Here is a 14,916-nt window from a genome sequence, read left to right as displayed (position 1 = left end):
TAAATTATTTTCTGTTTTTGATCGATACAAAAGATTTGTTCTCTGGTCCAACATAATTAGCACTTGGACGGATAATTTTTCCATCCTGACGTTGTTCCATGATATGTGCACTCCATCCTGTAATACGAGAAACTACAAAAAGAGGAGTAAACATTAAAGTAGGTACCCCCATTTGGTGGTAAGATACTGCCGAGAACCAATCTAAGTTCGGGAACATCTTTTTCTCATCCCACATCACAGTTTCTAAACGCTCTGCGATATCGTATAAAAGCATATCACCCGCTTCTTTAGACAATTCTTCTGCTACTTTTTTAATCACTTCATTTCTTGGATCTGAAATCGTGTAAACTGGGTGTCCGAAACCAATGATTACTTCTTTGTTTTCTACGCGTTTTCTGATATCTGCTTCTGCTTCATCAGGTGAATTATAACGGCTTTGAATTTCAAAAGCAACCTCATTAGCTCCTCCGTGTTTTGGTCCACGTAAAGCGCCAATAGCTCCAGTTACACAAGAATAGAAATCTGAATTTGTTCCTGCAATTACGCGACTTGTAAAAGTAGAAGCATTGAATTCATGCTCCGCATACAAGATTAAAGATACTTGCATGGCTTTTACCCAAGATTCAGAAGGTTTCTCTCCGTGTAACAAATGTAAAAAGTGACCACCAATTGTGTCGTCATCTGTTTCTACTTCGATTTCTTTTCCGTTGTGGGTATAGTGATACCAATACAATAATCCAGAACTAAAAGAAGCTAATAATTTATCAGCAATATCTCTAGCTCCAGCAGTATTATGGTCGTCTTTCTCTGGTTGAATCGTTCCGATAGCAGATACCATCGAACGCATTACATCCATAGGATGTGCTGCTGCTGGTATATTTTTTAAAATGCTACGCACTGATTTTGGTAAACCACGCAGCGATTTCAATTTCGCTTTGTAGTTTCTCAACTGCGCTTCATTCGGCAAATGACCATAAATTAATAGGTAAGCCACTTCTTCGAATTCTGCATTTGCTGCTAAATCTAATATATTATATCCTCTGTAGTATAAATCATTTCCGCTTTTTCCAACGCTACATAATGCTGTATTACCAGCTGCAACCCCAGATAGCGCAACACTTTTCTTTGGTTTGAAGCTTGTTTCGTTATTTGACATGCTTATTGTTTTTTAAATAGGGTGTTTAATTTTTGTTCATAATCGTGGTAGTTGATACTGCTGTATAACTCTTCACGTGTTTGCATCGTATCTAATACATTAGCTTGTGTACCTTCTTGGCGAATGTGGTTGTATACGTTCAGAGCCGCTTTATTTGCTGCGCGGAAAGCAGAAAGTGGATAAAGAACAAGTCCTACTCCAGCTGCTTTTAACTCTTCTACTGTATACATTTTAATCATTCCAAATTCAGTAATATTCGCTAATACTGGAATACCTGTTGCATCAACAAATTTTTGGTAAAAACTCAAATCTGGCACTGCTTCAGCAAAGATGAAGTCTGCACCAGCTTCTTTATAAGCAATAGCGCGTTCTAATGTACTTTCTAATCCTTCATTAGCGAAGGCATCAGTACGTGCGCCAATAACGAAATGCTCGTCTGTACGGGCGTCAACAGCAGATTTAATACGATCTACCATTTCTTGCATGCTCACCACTTCTTTTCCTGGACGGTGACCACAGCGTTTTGCTCCTACTTGATCTTCTATGTGTAAAGCTGCTGCTCCTGCTTTAATTAATGATTTTACAGTTCTTGCTACGTTAAATGCTGATGGACCAAATCCAGTGTCAACATCTACCATCAACGGTAAATCACATATATTAGTAATACGTTGTACATCGATTAAAACGTCTTCTAAGGTTGTAATCCCTAAATCGGGTACACCTAATGATCCTGCTGCAACACCACCACCTGATAAATAAATAGCATTAAATCCTGCTTGTTGTGCTAATAAAGCGTGATTGGCATTAATTGCACCTACAATTTGGAGGGGACTTTCCTTTTGCATTGCCTCCCTAAAAAGTAATCCGGGAGATTTGAAATTGTTTGTTTTGTTCATTCTTATGGTTGTTAATAATCTACATTTTGAGTGTAAAAAGTAATTCATCACAATGCACACATCTTCTAAAGGGCCGAATAGCCACAGCCTTTCTAGCCTCAGCGGCAAACGAACTACTTATATTTGATAAATATATGAATATTTTTATTGAAAATTTTTTTATATCTAAATTTCCGTAAAATAAAATCAGCCAAATAAAAGTTAAATACTGTCGATTAGACAAAACAGGGATTAAATTAACCCTTTATTAAGAAGAAATGACAATCTACAAGGGCTAAAACTGCGGATTTTCAATAAAAAAAAATATTTCGGAAACATATCCTAACCTAAAGAGAACTGTTTTTACATTATATCAACAGATACTCCTTATAAAGAAGTAAGAGGAAAGCAATAAACATCAGTCTTCGTTTCTTCTTTTACCGAACTCCAATATACTGATTTTTATTTTATTATAAACCGCTCGCTTAAAATTTTAATGTTAAATCATTCAAGTTCTGCGAAATTAACTTGAGCTAATTTGCAATCATACGAAGTTAGATGATCTGTTTTTATCGCCTTGCAATGACCAAAAGAAGACTTTATTCAAGGCTTTAAAGGAGCCTTATATTGAGAAATAAGACTTAAAGCTAATCTTTAACACAAATAAAAAAAGCACTTAAAAATCAAGTGCTTCTATTTTTTATACGTTTACCGAAACTATTCCTTTACCAAGTAAATTCCCTTTTCTGTCAACGTGATTTTTTTATCTTTATACAATCCACCAATGGCTTTCTTAAACATTTTTTTACTCATGTTAAGTACCGTGCGAATATCTTCTGGGTGACTGCTATCTGACAATCCTAAGAATCCATTATTCTCTACTAATGCAGCTAAAACTTGTTCTGCTCCATCAGAAATAGCCTCTACTCCTACGCGTGTTCTCGATACATCAATTTTTCCATCAGGGCGAATATTCTTAATATAACCCACAATACGGTCTCCCGTGCGCAAATCTTCAAAGACTTCGTTTTTATACATCAGTCCTTTGTGCTTCTCATTGATGATAACGTTAATCCCTAAATCTGTAATATGAGAAACCACTAATTCTACTTCATCTCCAATAGCAACGGTAATCGTATCGTTATCTAAGAATTGGTTTAAACGACTTGACCCAACAAGGCGATTTGATTTTTCATCCAATTGCATGTATACCAAGTAGTAATTTCCCTCTTTCATCGGGCGTGCTTGTTCTGCGAAAGGAACGAATAAATCTTTTTCCAATCCCATATCTAAAAAGGCTCCAAACTGATTGGTAAAACTCACCTTCAACAAAGCAAATTCATTGATATAAATATAAGGTTCTAATGTAGTTGCTACTGGTCTTTCTTCTTGATCCAAATAGACAAAAACAACGATTTCATCCTCAACTTCTATATTTTTAGGTACGTATTTATTTGGCAATAGAATATCCGTTTCTCCATCAGTTAAATACAAACCAATGCTCGTCTTTCTAGCTATTTTTAGCGTATTGTCATTTCCAATTTTAATCATAACGATTAGATTTTACTAGTATTTAAATTCTAGATCAAAGATTTCTTTCATATACTGCATCGCAGGGTTTAGTTCAATAAAACGAACTAATTTATCATCTTTATCTAGTACTCTTTTTTGAATTTTAACTTCCTCATTTACTGTGATTTCGATTTCCAAATCATAGTTACTTAGCTTTTTGCGCAAATAATTAACCAAGTCAAACTTATTTTCGTCAAAGCTTAATTTCGATCCTTCATTAGGCATTACTAAGGAAACCGATGTTCCACGTAATACCGGAGGTACCATTCCCATCAACGATGACATCAACATAAATCCTGATCGAGCTAATTTATCTGCATATTTATTCCATTCCTCCATAAATTGTTCTGCAGTAAAAGGCTCTTTGGGTAAATCATCTGGATTGACTACCTTTTTCTCTAAAGAGGATTCCATCTCCTTACGAGCACGAATACTAGATAGCGAAAGGGCCGAAACCTTTTTTTCAACTGGGGCAGCTGGTACAATAGGATCAACAGCAAATAACGCTGGTGATTCTGCGGGATTATCATCTACAGGTGCTGTAGCTATAGGTTCTGCTTGAGGGGAAATTGTAGCATTAACTTCCTGACTCTGTGCTTTATATTCTTGCACATCTTCATCCGCCACAACTGGCACTACTTGCGGACTTACTGGTTCTGTTATTGGTATTTCAACAGCAGCAAGTTCAACAGGCTGTACAAGTTGTTCAGGTAATTGTCTTACAACAGCTGCCACAGGAGCTGTTGGTAATTCAATCGGCGCTAAGGGCTCAATAGCAGTTAGTGCCTGAGCAGGGATTATGAAAGATTTATCTTTTTTTTTTCGCCTTCGTAAGATAAAGACGCTAATTTCATTAAACACAACTCAACAAGTAAACGTTGATTTTGACTTGCTTTATACTTCAGATCCGCTTCGTTTGCCAAATCGATTGCCTCAAGTAATAAGGCAACACTAGCCTTATTTGCTTGTTCCGTAAACAATTGTCTACCGTGCTCTCCTACTTCTAAAAGAGCGGCTGTTTCTGGTGTTTTACAAACCATCAAGTTTCTAAAATGAGAAGCTAAACCAGCAATAAAGTGTTGTGCATCAAATCCTTTTGCCAAAATAGAATCAAAAGAAGTCAATAAGGCAGGAATATTATTTGCCAAAATTAAATCCGTTACGCGAATATAGTACTCAAAATCAAGTACATTTAGATTTTCAGCAACGGCTTGTCTAGTTAAGTTTTTCCCACAATACGAAACTACGCGGTCAAAAATAGACAACGCATCACGCATTGCTCCATCTGCCTTTTGTGCAATAATACGCAAAGCATCACTTTCATAGGCAATTCCTTGACTATTGGCTACTAAAGCTAAATGATCTGCAGCATCAGCAATGGTAATTCTTTTGAAATCAAATATTTGACAACGCGATAAAATCGTTGGTATAATTTTGTGTTTCTCTGTAGTTGCTAAAATAAAGATAGCATGACGAGGCGGTTCTTCTAACGTTTTTAAAAACGCATTAAATGCTGCTGTCGACAACATGTGAACCTCGTCTATAATATATACTTTGTATTTTCCTGTTTGAGGAGGTATGCGTACTTGATCAATTAGATTTCGAATATCATCAACCGAGTTATTTGATGCAGCATCCAATTCAAATACATTGAATGTGAAATCCTCTGTAGGATCATCATAGCCTACTTGATTAATCTTACGAGCCAAAATACGCGCACAAGTAGTTTTTCCAACTCCTCTCGGACCTGTAAACAACAATGCCTGCGCTAGATGATTACTCTCTATAGCATTTACTAAAGTATTGGTAATGGCTTGCTGTCCTACAACTTCTTGAAAAGTCTGTGGTCTATATTTTCTTGCTGATACGATAAATTGTTCCATAAAATCACTATTAGTGCAAAGGTAGCTTAATTTTTATAAAGCCAAAACTATTCCCTTAATTCAAGTGGAAAAAACTCTTCTTCTGAAATTTTTATTTCCCACATTTTTCTCAACGCATTAAAATTAATTTTTTCTTTACCTGCGCTGCGTTCTAATTGATACGTATAGAATAAGAATTGCAATTGCGTCTCCAGATAAAAATCTTGTAAATCACTGTCAGGATGATATTCTGACTTCAAATCCAAGCTAAAGGTCTTCGCTGTAGTATTGGACCAAAAAGCCGTCCAACCGCTTCTAAATTCCTTAATTAAGGTAAACGTAGTCTCCCCTGTCTCGCGGTGAATTAATTTCAATAAAACCTTTCCATCCTTACGCGATAATTTTTTCAATTTATCTTTAAACTGGCTCTCAAGATACTTCTGAGAGCGTTTTATGTATTGTCTTTTCTGCTTGTTGGTCTCTAATTTTTCTAAATTCTCATTTAGTATCATTAGATTTTCAGCGGTTGCACGGGCATAAGGATACACTCTGCGAATGCGATTACGCAAGATGTTCATGTCCTGGCGATACTGATCTTCTTTTGTATTTGAACCAATATAAATCTCTGGAATACTATACTTTAGCGTATCATCTTCTATTTCAACCATCGGCACTAAACTAGGCACTGGTTTTAACTCCTCTTCCTGCGCTTGAGCAGAGGCCATACTGAAGAAGACGAAAAAATAAAAATACAGTTTTTTCATATGTTAAAAATATAACCAAATGTAAAGAATTAGATTGAGTATTTCCAAGCGAATCAGTACATTCGTGTAAAAAATAATCATGGATAAAAATACAATATTAAATCAGGACTCCCTGCATTTCTTAGAGGCCTATTTAAATAATGCTTCTCCGACAGGTCATGAACATGTTGGACAGAAACTTTGGATGAACTATTTAGAACCTTATGTAGATACTTTTATCACGGATACATATGGCAATGCGGTCGGTGTAATTAACCCAGATGCAGCGTATAAAGTGGTTATTGAAGGGCATGCGGATGAGATTTCATGGTATGTGAAGCACATTACAGAAGATGGATTCATCCACGTTGTACGCAATGGAGGAAGTGATCATATGATTGCTCCATCAAAACGCGTGAATATCCATACAGCTAAGGGAATCGTAGAAGGTGTATTTGGTTGGCCTGCGATTCACATTAGAAACAGAGCCGGAAAAGAAGAATCACCAAAAATTGAAACTAATTTTATCGATGTTGGATGTGATAGCAAACAAGAAGTTTTAAACTTAGGCATTCATATTGGTTGTGTAATTACCTACCCAGATACCTTTACAGTATTAAACGGCAAACGCTGGGTTTGTAGAGCTTTAGACAATCGAATTGGCGGTTTTATGATTGCTGAAGTCGCGCGTTTATTAAAAGAAAACAAGAAAGAATTACCTTTTGGACTATATATTGTCAATGCAGTTCAAGAAGAAGTTGGTTTACGTGGTGCAGAAATGATTACACAAACCATCAAACCCAATGTAGCAATCGTAACTGACGTTTGTCACGATTCAAACACGCCGATGGTAGACAAGAATATCGAAGGTGATAATACGATTGGGAAAGGTCCTGTTATTGCGTATGCACCTGCGGTACAAAATAATTTACGCGTATTAATTGAACAAACAGCTGAAAAAAATCAGATTCCGTTTCAACGCAATGCACTATCTCGCGTAACGGGAACAGATACCGATGCATTCGCTTATAGCAATGGCGGTGTGGCTTCTGCTCTAATTTCATTGCCTTTGCGCTATATGCATACCACGGTAGAAATGATTCATCGTCAGGATGTAGAACATACGATTCAGTTAATTTACCATACACTTTTACAAATAGAAAACGGAGAGACTTTTTCTTATTTTAAATAGATGAGGGGTGTTTATTGTGAAGTTTGTGAGGTTTGCTCTTCGTGAGGTTTGCTCACCGCCTCACCAACTTCACAAAAAACTCCTTTCTCCTTTCCCATAAAGGTTGGCTCACCGCCTGACCAACTTCACAAAGAACTCCTTTCTCCTTTCCCATTCCCATAAAAAAAACTACTTTTGCAGATTCTTTAATTTTTAAATTATATGCCACAGAATAATAAGAATAGTTTTTTCTTTTTAGTGTATTTAGCAGGTTTGAGTATTATTGGTTTCTTAGCTACAGATATGTACCTTCCTGCCTTTGAACAAATGCGTGTCGATTTAGACACAACCAAAAGTAGTATCAGTGCAACTTTAAGTCTATTTTTAGCAGGTTATGCGATAGCTCAATTACTTTGGGGTCCTATTTCTGATAAAATAGGAAAGCCTAAAACCATCAACATCGGATTACTTATTTTTACGCTATCCTCTTTAGCAATCTTTTTTACGGACAGTGTTACGGCCTTTTTAATTTTGCGCTTGGTACAAGCCATCGGTGTTTGTGCAGCAGCAGTTAGTTGGCAAGCTCTCGTAATAGAACGTTACCCAAAAGAACAAACTAATCGCGTTTTTGCTACAATTATGCCTTTGGTTGCTTTATCTCCAGCATTAGCTCCCTTATTAGGAGTTTATTTATTGGAGCACTTTGGATGGCGATCAATCTTTATTACCTTGGCTGGTATAGCCGTATTGCTAATTCTCTACACTTTTACAGTGAAAAATATCAAGTCTCATGCAACTGATCTTGAGTCAAGTGAGCCAGCTGAAGAAAAGCAAAAATCCTATTGGAGCATGTTACAATCTAAACCGTATGTAGGTAATGTCATGATTTACGCTTTTTGTTCCGCCGCTTTTTTTGCTTGGTTAACTGGTTCTCCTTTCTTTTTAAAAGAAATGGGATACAGTGAGGGAGAAATCGGTTTTAGTTTTGTACCACAGACCATTGCCTTTCTTATTGGTGGTTTTGGTTATCGAACACTTTCAGCAAAAATAGATGGAACAAAATTAATCGCCTATTTTGTTAGCTTATTTGCATTAGCTATTGCCGTTACAGCCTTTTTAGCGATTTTTACTACACCTACGCTAACAAGTTTGTTAATTCCATTTTGTTTTATGGCTTTAGCGAATGGAGCTTGTTACCCTATTGTCGTAGCAGAAGCACTTAAATTGTTTCCACATCAATCTGGTAAAGCGGCGGCCTTACAAAACACCATTCAATTAGGCATGTGTTTTGTTGCCAGTGCAATTGTGTCTTTGTTTTCTAAAGATGCGCTATTATCCACGGCTCTAGTTATGGTCGGAACAATTCCATTTGCCTTTTGGGCTTATACCTGGACAAAGAAAGGAAAATAAAATAATAAAAACAGTTTATAGCAAAAAGGGCGTTTCTGATTGGAAACGTCCTTTGCATTTTGTATGATTTCTTCTTTTTTAATCTAGTCAGAGCAAAAAGAGCTAGTCCTTGAAGTCAGAAAGAGAGAACGAAACATGAATATATAAGATACCTATCGTTCCTTCACTTTCTTTAAAAATTATTCAATCAAAAATCGAATATCTTTATTATACTTTTTATCTACAACCAGAATCGTATAGGGATATATCGCTTGGGCTAATTCTTTTTCTTCTTCTTGCAGACAGTAAGTGAGCTCAATAAAATCTTCTTTTTCTTTCAAGCTAATAATCGAAAAAGCCGTTTCCAACGTACTAGGAATACCGACTAAAGCCAAAACAAACGATTTAGAGAAGTCAATGTTTTGTTGATCTACGAGCGTTTGATTGGGATCAAATAAGTTAGCAAACTGCGCTTGATTAGTGATTTTTACGTGACGTACTCCTTGCTTCGGTTGTTGCTTTTTCAATACATATCCCCCATTCTTTTCATACGGCACTGTTGTTACCTTATACAGTTTGATTTCATCATTCTGAATCTTTTCCGCTACTTTGTCCTCTTTCTTTTCTTGTTTACATTGAACTAATGTAAAACTTACTCCCATCAACAATATATATAGTATTCTTCTCATTTTTTTCTTTCTAACTATAACGCTTGAAACAAGTCAAAACGTATACTTTAATTTCTTTTTCTTTATTTTTAATTAAAATTCACTTAATTATGTTAACAAATGTAACTAAAATTAATTTTAAAACAACTTTACAAGACATTTTTTATTCAAATACCGTTTACATCTATTTAAATTTATTAATAAAAGTAAAAATGAAGAATAATTAGTGATAATTCATTCCTTTTAGTAGTTTTGTTTAGAAAAAAGAGCAATTTTTAAAATTTAAGGGAAATAAATCGCCCAAACATCTGAAAAAATATGTGTAGATATGCTATGACAGCCTACAAACCGCATTATGCGTGTTTTGATTGTCAAAAAACGTTCAAACGCCGGCTGTGGGTTGATATTAGAAAAGGAACTAATGTAGATACCCCAGCAAAATGCCCGCAATGTGGAAATATCATGGCGAATATGGGAAAAGATTTTGAAGCACCTAAAAAAGGAGACAACAAAGCTTGGCAACACATCAAAGATTTATTTGTTGTGGGTATTACTTGGCATTCTTGTGGCTGTAGTGGCCCTGGGTATATTCCGAAAGATAAAACTGCACTGCTCCTCTACTTTGAAGAGATCATCCAAAATTACCAAAAGGAGTTACTTTTTTGGCGATCCCGCGTAGAGCCAGAAACAAAACAAGATAAAATAAAGGACGAACAACGCAACTGGCAGAAGCTCTATACCGTAAAACCCAATCGAAAGAAAGAAATAGTAACCAATCAGGAAGGAATCGATTACTGGATTGGAAAAATTAAAGATATTGAACTGATGATATTGAAGATTAAAGAAGGAAAGTAAGTTTTTGTGAAGTTGGTGAGTTGGTGAAATCGAAACGAAGTGAAAATCGGAACGTAGTGTAGATTCATCGAACACCAAAACCAATATAAAATTTGTGAGATAGATGGTGAGATGTAAAACTCCGTAGTGGCAAATGGCAATTTGCCAAGTAACTAGATAAAAAACAGAGTTCCTTCTTTAATCGGCAAGCCTCACAAAGCAAAAAGAGAATAAACCTCGTATTCTCATTCAGACTATCACCCACAATATGTCTCCCTGACGTAGGAAGGGTCGCATCTCGCGCTCGCGCAATGCTAGAGTAACGGATGCGATGCTTCCTGCGTCGGCATGACATGGCGATAGGATACGTTTTTTCCAGTAAAGAAGATTTTATTATGTCGAATCTCATTGTCTCATCGCCTGACCTCTCACCTCTCACCTCTCACCTCTTAACCCATAACCTCTTAACCCATAACCTCTTAACCCATAACCTCTTAACCCATAACCCTAAACTCTGTAAATTCTTCTTTAATCGAAAATTGTTCAAAAAAACAACCTACGACTTCACAAAGCACAATTTCATACCAATAACTCAAAAAAAAAACTCGAAACGTAAGTTTCGAGTTTTTTTTACATTATGCATTTGATACATCCACTGTTGTTTCAGCAGCAATGCGTTTATACGTTCCATTTTCTAGCTTTTCGCGAATTGCTTCGTAAGCTGATAATGTTTCTTGGATATCTTCCATTGTATGTGTTGCTGTAGGAATCATTCTCAATAAGATAATTCCTTTTGGAATTACTGGATAAACAACAATTGACAAGAAAATATTGTAATTTTCACGTAAATCGTTCACCATCACCATAGCTTCAGGAATACTTCCTTCTAGGTAAACCGGTGTAACACAAGTGTTTGTATCTCCGATATTGAATCCTCTGTCTTTTAATCCATTTTGTAAAGCATCCACATTTTCCCATAACTTCGCTTTAAGTTCTGGTTGTGTACGCAATAAATCCAAACGTTTCAATGCTCCTTTTGTAAAAATCATTGGCAATGATTTTGCGAACATTTGAGAACGAAGGTTGTATTTTAAATAATCGATAATATCTTTATCTGCAGCAACGAATGCTCCGATACTAGCCATTGATTTAGCAAAAGTAGAGAAATAAACATCAATTCCATCTTGACATCCTTGCTCTTCTCCAGCTCCAGCTCCAGTTGCACCTAAAGTACCAAAACCATGAGCATCGTCAACTAGCAATCTAAAGTTATATTTTTCTTTTAAAGCAACGATTTCTTTCAACTTTCCTTGTTGCCCACGCATTCCAAATACACCTTCTGTGATTACTAAAATACCTCCACCTGTTGTTTCAGCCATTTTAGTAGCACGCTCTAAGTTTTTCTCAAAACTCTCGATGTCATTGTGTTTATACGTAAAGCGTTTTCCCATATGTAAACGCACACCATCAATAATACATGCGTGTGAATCAACATCATAAACAATTACGTCATTCTTCGTTACTAAAGCATCAATGATAGACACCATTCCTTGGTAACCGAAGTTTAGTAAATAAGCAGCTTCTTTTTGTACAAAAGCAGCCAACTCATCTTGAAGTTGTTCGTGTACTGTAGTATGCCCTGACATCATACGAGCTCCCATTGGGTATGCCGCACCATATTCAGCAGCTGCTTCCGCATCTACCTTTCTTACTTCTGGATGATTTGACAACCCTAAATAATCATTGATACTCCAATTGATTACTTCTTTTCCATGAAACATCATACGATTTGATAAAGGTCCTTCTAGTTTAGGAAAAACATAATATCCCTCTGCTTGAGATGCCCACTTCCCTAAAGGTCCTTTATTCTTCTGTATTCTGTCAAATAAATCATTTACCATAATATAACTATGTTTAAAAAAACAATTGCAAAATTACTCATATTTTGTATGCTTTCATAATAAATTCAGGAGAATTTATTCAATTCTTGATTATTTTCTACTCGTTTTTTCTCTAAAACTACAAGAATTTTATAATATACAAAGTAAAAAAATAGTTTATAAACACACAATTTATAAATTAAAATTATCAAATAAGCAAAAACCTCTCAATTTGAGAGGTTTTTGCTTTATTTTTAATACAGTTTAGGAAACTTTGTTGGGTTTACTTCATGCATTAATTCATATACCTTTTCGAATACATCTTCTACTGATGGCTTACTGAAATAATCTCCATCAGTTCCATAAGCTGGTCTGTGTTCTTTAGAAGCGAGTGTTTGTGGCTCACTATCCAAATAACGGTATCCTTTTTGAACTTCTAAAATTTGCTGTAGTAAGTAAGCAGATGCTCCACCTGGTACATCTTCATCTACTACTAACAAGCGATTTGTTTTAGCTAAACTCTTCACTACATCGTGCTGAATATCAAATGGCAATAAAGACTGTGCATCAATAATTTCAACATCAATACCAATTTCTAACAATTCTTTTGCCGCTTGCTCTACAATACGCAACGTAGATCCATAAGACACGATAGTCAAATCACTACCTGTTTTGATTGTTTCCACTACTCCAATAGGCGTTTTAAATTGCCCAATATTGTTTGGCATTTTCTCTTTTAAACGGTAACCATTTAAACACTCAATCAACAATGCAGGCTCATCACTTTCTAATAAAGTATTATAAAAACCAGCTGCTTTTGTCATATCTCTTGGAACCAATACATGCATTCCGCGGATTGCATTGATAATCATTCCCATTGGAGATCCTGAATGCCAGATTCCCTCTAAACGGTGTCCACGTGTTCTTACGATTAAGGGTGCTTTTTGACGACCTACTGTTCTATATTGTAACGTAGCTAAATCATCACTCATGATTTGGATTGCAAACAATAAATAGTCTAAGTATTGGATTTCAGCAATCGGACGCAAACCGCGCATTGCCATACCAATTCCTTGTCCCAAGATTGTTGCTTCACGAATTCCACTATCTGTAACACGTTCTTCTCCGTGTTTCTCTTGTAATCCTTCTAATCCTTGATTTACGTCTCCGATATTACCCGAATCTTCTCCAAAAACCGTTACGTTTTTATTGTTTGCTAAGATATAATCGAAGTTATCTCTTAAGATAACACGTGCATCAACCTCTTCTGCATTGTCGTCATACGTTGGCGCAACAGCTTGAATATTTTGTGCTTTTTGATCTGAAACAGAAAATAAATGAGAGCTGTATTTTGGTTGTACGCTTGCGTAATATTTCTCAATAAATTGAATCAAGATTGTTTTGCTGCTTTCTTGGATAATCAAACGCAATACTTTACGTGCTGCAGTTAATACATCACGGCGAATTGGTTCTTTTAATCCTTGTAAATCAGCAATATGTTTTTCAATAAATACTTTATTTGGACTTGAAGCAGCTACTTGTTGTAAAACAGCAACTAATTCATCTCTTTCAGCGATGATTGGATCTAAGTAGTTTCTCCACGCTTCTTTTTTACCATCTAATACTTGTTTTTTCAAGTCTTTATCTAGTACGTCTAACTCTTCTGCAGTTGCAATATTGGCTTCAATCATCCAATTTCTCATCTGCAAGATACAGTCTTGCTCTGCTTCCCAAGCTAAACGCTCTTTGCTTTTGTAACGTTCATGGGATCCTGAAGTTGAATGCCCTTGTGGCTGTGTCAATTCTTGTACGTGAATCAATACAGGAACGTGCTCTTCTCTAGCAATTTGCGCAGCTTTTGCATACGTTTCTACTAAAGTAGGATAATCCCATCCTTTTACTCGTAAAATTTCATATCCATTTCCTTGTTCATCACGTTGGAAACCTTTTAAAATTTCAGAGATATTTTCTTTGGTTGTTTGATATTTTGCATGTACTGAGATACCATATTGATCATCCCAAACACTCATTACCATCGGTACTTGTAATACTCCAGCCGCGTTAATTGTTTCAAAGAACAATCCTTCCGAAGTAGAAGCATTTCCAATTGTTCCCCAAGCTACCTCATTTCCACTGATTGAAAATTGTTGGTCTTTATCTGCATCTGGAATGGCTCTGTAGTATTTTGAAGCTTGTGCTAATCCTAGTAAACGCGGCATTTGACCTGCTGTAGGAGAAATATCACCACTTGAATTTTTTTGTGCTGTTAGCTTCTTCCAATTTCCGTTTTCATCCAAACTATGTGTAGCAAAGTGCCCACCCATTTGACGTCCACCAGACATAGGATCATTTTCAATATTGGCATCACCGAATAAACCAGCAAAAAACTGTTGGATATTTAACTGACCAATTGCCATCATGAAGGTTTGATCACGATAGTATCCCGATCTAAAATCTCCATTCTGAAAAGCTTTAGCCATGGCTAATTGCGGTACTTCTTTTCCATCTCCAAATATCCCAAACTTCGCCTTACCTGTTAAAACTTCACGACGACCTAGTAAACTACATTCTCTACTGATCTTTGCAATTGTATAATCTTGAATAACCTCTTTCTTAAAATCTTCAAAAGAAAGTGCTGTGTTTTTTTTATTTTGACTCATCGCGTAATCTAATATTTTACAGGATACGAATATAAAATAATCCAAACAAAAAAGCTAATTTAAACCTAAGGATTATTGTGAATTAGCGCACCAATACTTTAAACTT

Annotated in this window: 12 protein-coding genes; 3 read left to right on the top strand and 9 right to left on the bottom strand. The window is 35.9% G+C overall.

The features are described 5' to 3' along the window. Positions 1 to 4: 4 nt before the first annotated feature. The 6 genes from prpC to ACUTSE_RS08750 all read right to left on the bottom strand — a co-directional run bounded on the left by prpC (position 5) and on the right by ACUTSE_RS08750 (position 6,229). Positions 5 to 1,156: a bifunctional 2-methylcitrate synthase/citrate synthase gene (prpC, locus tag ACUTSE_RS08775; RefSeq protein WP_002992346.1), complete on the bottom strand. Its 1,152-nt coding sequence runs from the start codon at positions 1,154 to 1,156 to the stop codon at positions 5 to 7. 2 nt (positions 1,157 to 1,158) lie between these two features. After that, positions 1,159 to 2,052, bottom strand: a complete 894-nt coding sequence (prpB, locus tag ACUTSE_RS08770) for a methylisocitrate lyase (protein ID WP_002992344.1) — start codon at positions 2,050 to 2,052, stop codon at positions 1,159 to 1,161. Between the two features lie 696 nt (positions 2,053 to 2,748). Then, a complete protein-coding gene (locus tag ACUTSE_RS08765; protein ID WP_445639933.1) occupies positions 2,749 to 3,582 on the bottom strand; it encodes a CvfB family protein in 834 nt (277 codons plus the stop codon). Between the two features lie 15 nt (positions 3,583 to 3,597). Further along, a complete protein-coding gene (locus ACUTSE_RS08760; protein WP_445639932.1) occupies positions 3,598 to 4,464 on the bottom strand; it encodes a hypothetical protein in 867 nt (288 codons plus the stop codon). After that, positions 4,401 to 5,486, bottom strand: a complete 1,086-nt coding sequence (gene dnaX / locus ACUTSE_RS08755) for a DNA polymerase III subunit gamma/tau (RefSeq protein ID WP_002992341.1) — start codon at positions 5,484 to 5,486, stop codon at positions 4,401 to 4,403. The genes ACUTSE_RS08760 and dnaX overlap by 64 nt, the downstream gene beginning before the upstream one ends. Before the next feature lie 47 nt (positions 5,487 to 5,533). After that, positions 5,534 to 6,229, bottom strand: coding sequence for a DUF4294 domain-containing protein (locus ACUTSE_RS08750; protein ID WP_002992340.1), 696 nt, complete (start codon positions 6,227 to 6,229; stop codon positions 5,534 to 5,536). Positions 6,230 to 6,308: 79 nt separating this feature from the next. On the opposite strand from ACUTSE_RS08750, the gene ACUTSE_RS08745 reads away from it, so the two are divergent. Continuing rightward, a complete protein-coding gene (locus ACUTSE_RS08745) occupies positions 6,309 to 7,400 on the top strand; it encodes a M42 family metallopeptidase (protein WP_445639931.1) in 1,092 nt (363 codons plus the stop codon). 201 nt (positions 7,401 to 7,601) lie between these two features. After that, positions 7,602 to 8,789 carry a purine nucleoside transporter PunC gene (gene punC / locus ACUTSE_RS08740; RefSeq protein ID WP_445639930.1) on the top strand — a complete coding sequence of 396 codons (1,188 nt, stop codon included), beginning with the start codon at positions 7,602 to 7,604 and terminating at the stop codon, positions 8,787 to 8,789. Between the two features lie 179 nt (positions 8,790 to 8,968). Here the strand turns inward: punC and ACUTSE_RS08735 are convergent, their stop codons facing one another. Further along, positions 8,969 to 9,457 (bottom strand): hypothetical protein, encoded by a 489-nt coding sequence (locus tag ACUTSE_RS08735; protein WP_445639929.1) that lies wholly within the window; start codon positions 9,455 to 9,457, stop codon positions 8,969 to 8,971. A 297-nt stretch (positions 9,458 to 9,754) separates the two neighbouring features. Between ACUTSE_RS08735 and ACUTSE_RS08730 the strand changes: the two genes are divergently transcribed. Then, complete coding sequence (locus ACUTSE_RS08730) at positions 9,755 to 10,291, top strand: hypothetical protein (protein WP_445639928.1); 537 nt, start codon at positions 9,755 to 9,757, stop codon at positions 10,289 to 10,291. Positions 10,292 to 10,905: 614 nt separating this feature from the next. Here ACUTSE_RS08730 and ACUTSE_RS08725 read toward each other — a convergent pair. Both ACUTSE_RS08725 and ACUTSE_RS08720 read right to left on the bottom strand, forming a co-directional pair. Continuing rightward, positions 10,906 to 12,171 (bottom strand): aminotransferase class I/II-fold pyridoxal phosphate-dependent enzyme, encoded by a 1,266-nt coding sequence (locus tag ACUTSE_RS08725; protein WP_002992334.1) that lies wholly within the window; start codon positions 12,169 to 12,171, stop codon positions 10,906 to 10,908. 233 nt (positions 12,172 to 12,404) lie between these two features. Continuing rightward, positions 12,405 to 14,810: an alpha-ketoacid dehydrogenase subunit alpha/beta gene (locus tag ACUTSE_RS08720; RefSeq protein ID WP_445639927.1), complete on the bottom strand. Its 2,406-nt coding sequence runs from the start codon at positions 14,808 to 14,810 to the stop codon at positions 12,405 to 12,407. Between the last annotated feature and the right edge of the window lie 106 nt (positions 14,811 to 14,916).

Source organism: Myroides sp. TSA_177.3 (genome assembly GCF_052691955.1).
The sequence above is the reverse complement of the archived record's forward strand: the minus strand, read 5'-3'. Positions and strand labels throughout refer to the sequence as shown.

Excerpts from the sequence above, each read along its gene's own strand:
- prpC (WP_002992346.1), bottom strand. The coding sequence starts at position 1,156 with ATGTCAAATAACGAAACAAGCTTCAAACCAAAGAAAAGTGTTGCGCTA.
- prpB (WP_002992344.1), bottom strand. The coding sequence starts at position 2,052 with ATGAACAAAACAAACAATTTCAAATCTCCCGGATTACTTTTTAGGGAG.
- ACUTSE_RS08765 (WP_445639933.1), bottom strand. The coding sequence starts at position 3,582 with ATGATTAAAATTGGAAATGACAATACGCTAAAAATAGCTAGAAAGACG.
- dnaX (WP_002992341.1), bottom strand. The coding sequence starts at position 5,486 with ATGGAACAATTTATCGTATCAGCAAGAAAATATAGACCACAGACTTTT.
- ACUTSE_RS08750 (WP_002992340.1), bottom strand. The coding sequence starts at position 6,229 with ATGAAAAAACTGTATTTTTATTTTTTCGTCTTCTTCAGTATGGCCTCT.
- ACUTSE_RS08745 (WP_445639931.1), top strand. The coding sequence starts at position 6,309 with ATGGATAAAAATACAATATTAAATCAGGACTCCCTGCATTTCTTAGAG.
- punC (WP_445639930.1), top strand. The coding sequence starts at position 7,602 with ATGCCACAGAATAATAAGAATAGTTTTTTCTTTTTAGTGTATTTAGCA.
- ACUTSE_RS08735 (WP_445639929.1), bottom strand. The coding sequence starts at position 9,457 with ATGAGAAGAATACTATATATATTGTTGATGGGAGTAAGTTTTACATTA.
- ACUTSE_RS08730 (WP_445639928.1), top strand. The coding sequence starts at position 9,755 with ATGTGTAGATATGCTATGACAGCCTACAAACCGCATTATGCGTGTTTT.
- ACUTSE_RS08725 (WP_002992334.1), bottom strand. The coding sequence starts at position 12,171 with ATGGTAAATGATTTATTTGACAGAATACAGAAGAATAAAGGACCTTTA.
- ACUTSE_RS08720 (WP_445639927.1), bottom strand. The coding sequence starts at position 14,810 with ATGAGTCAAAATAAAAAAAACACAGCACTTTCTTTTGAAGATTTTAAG.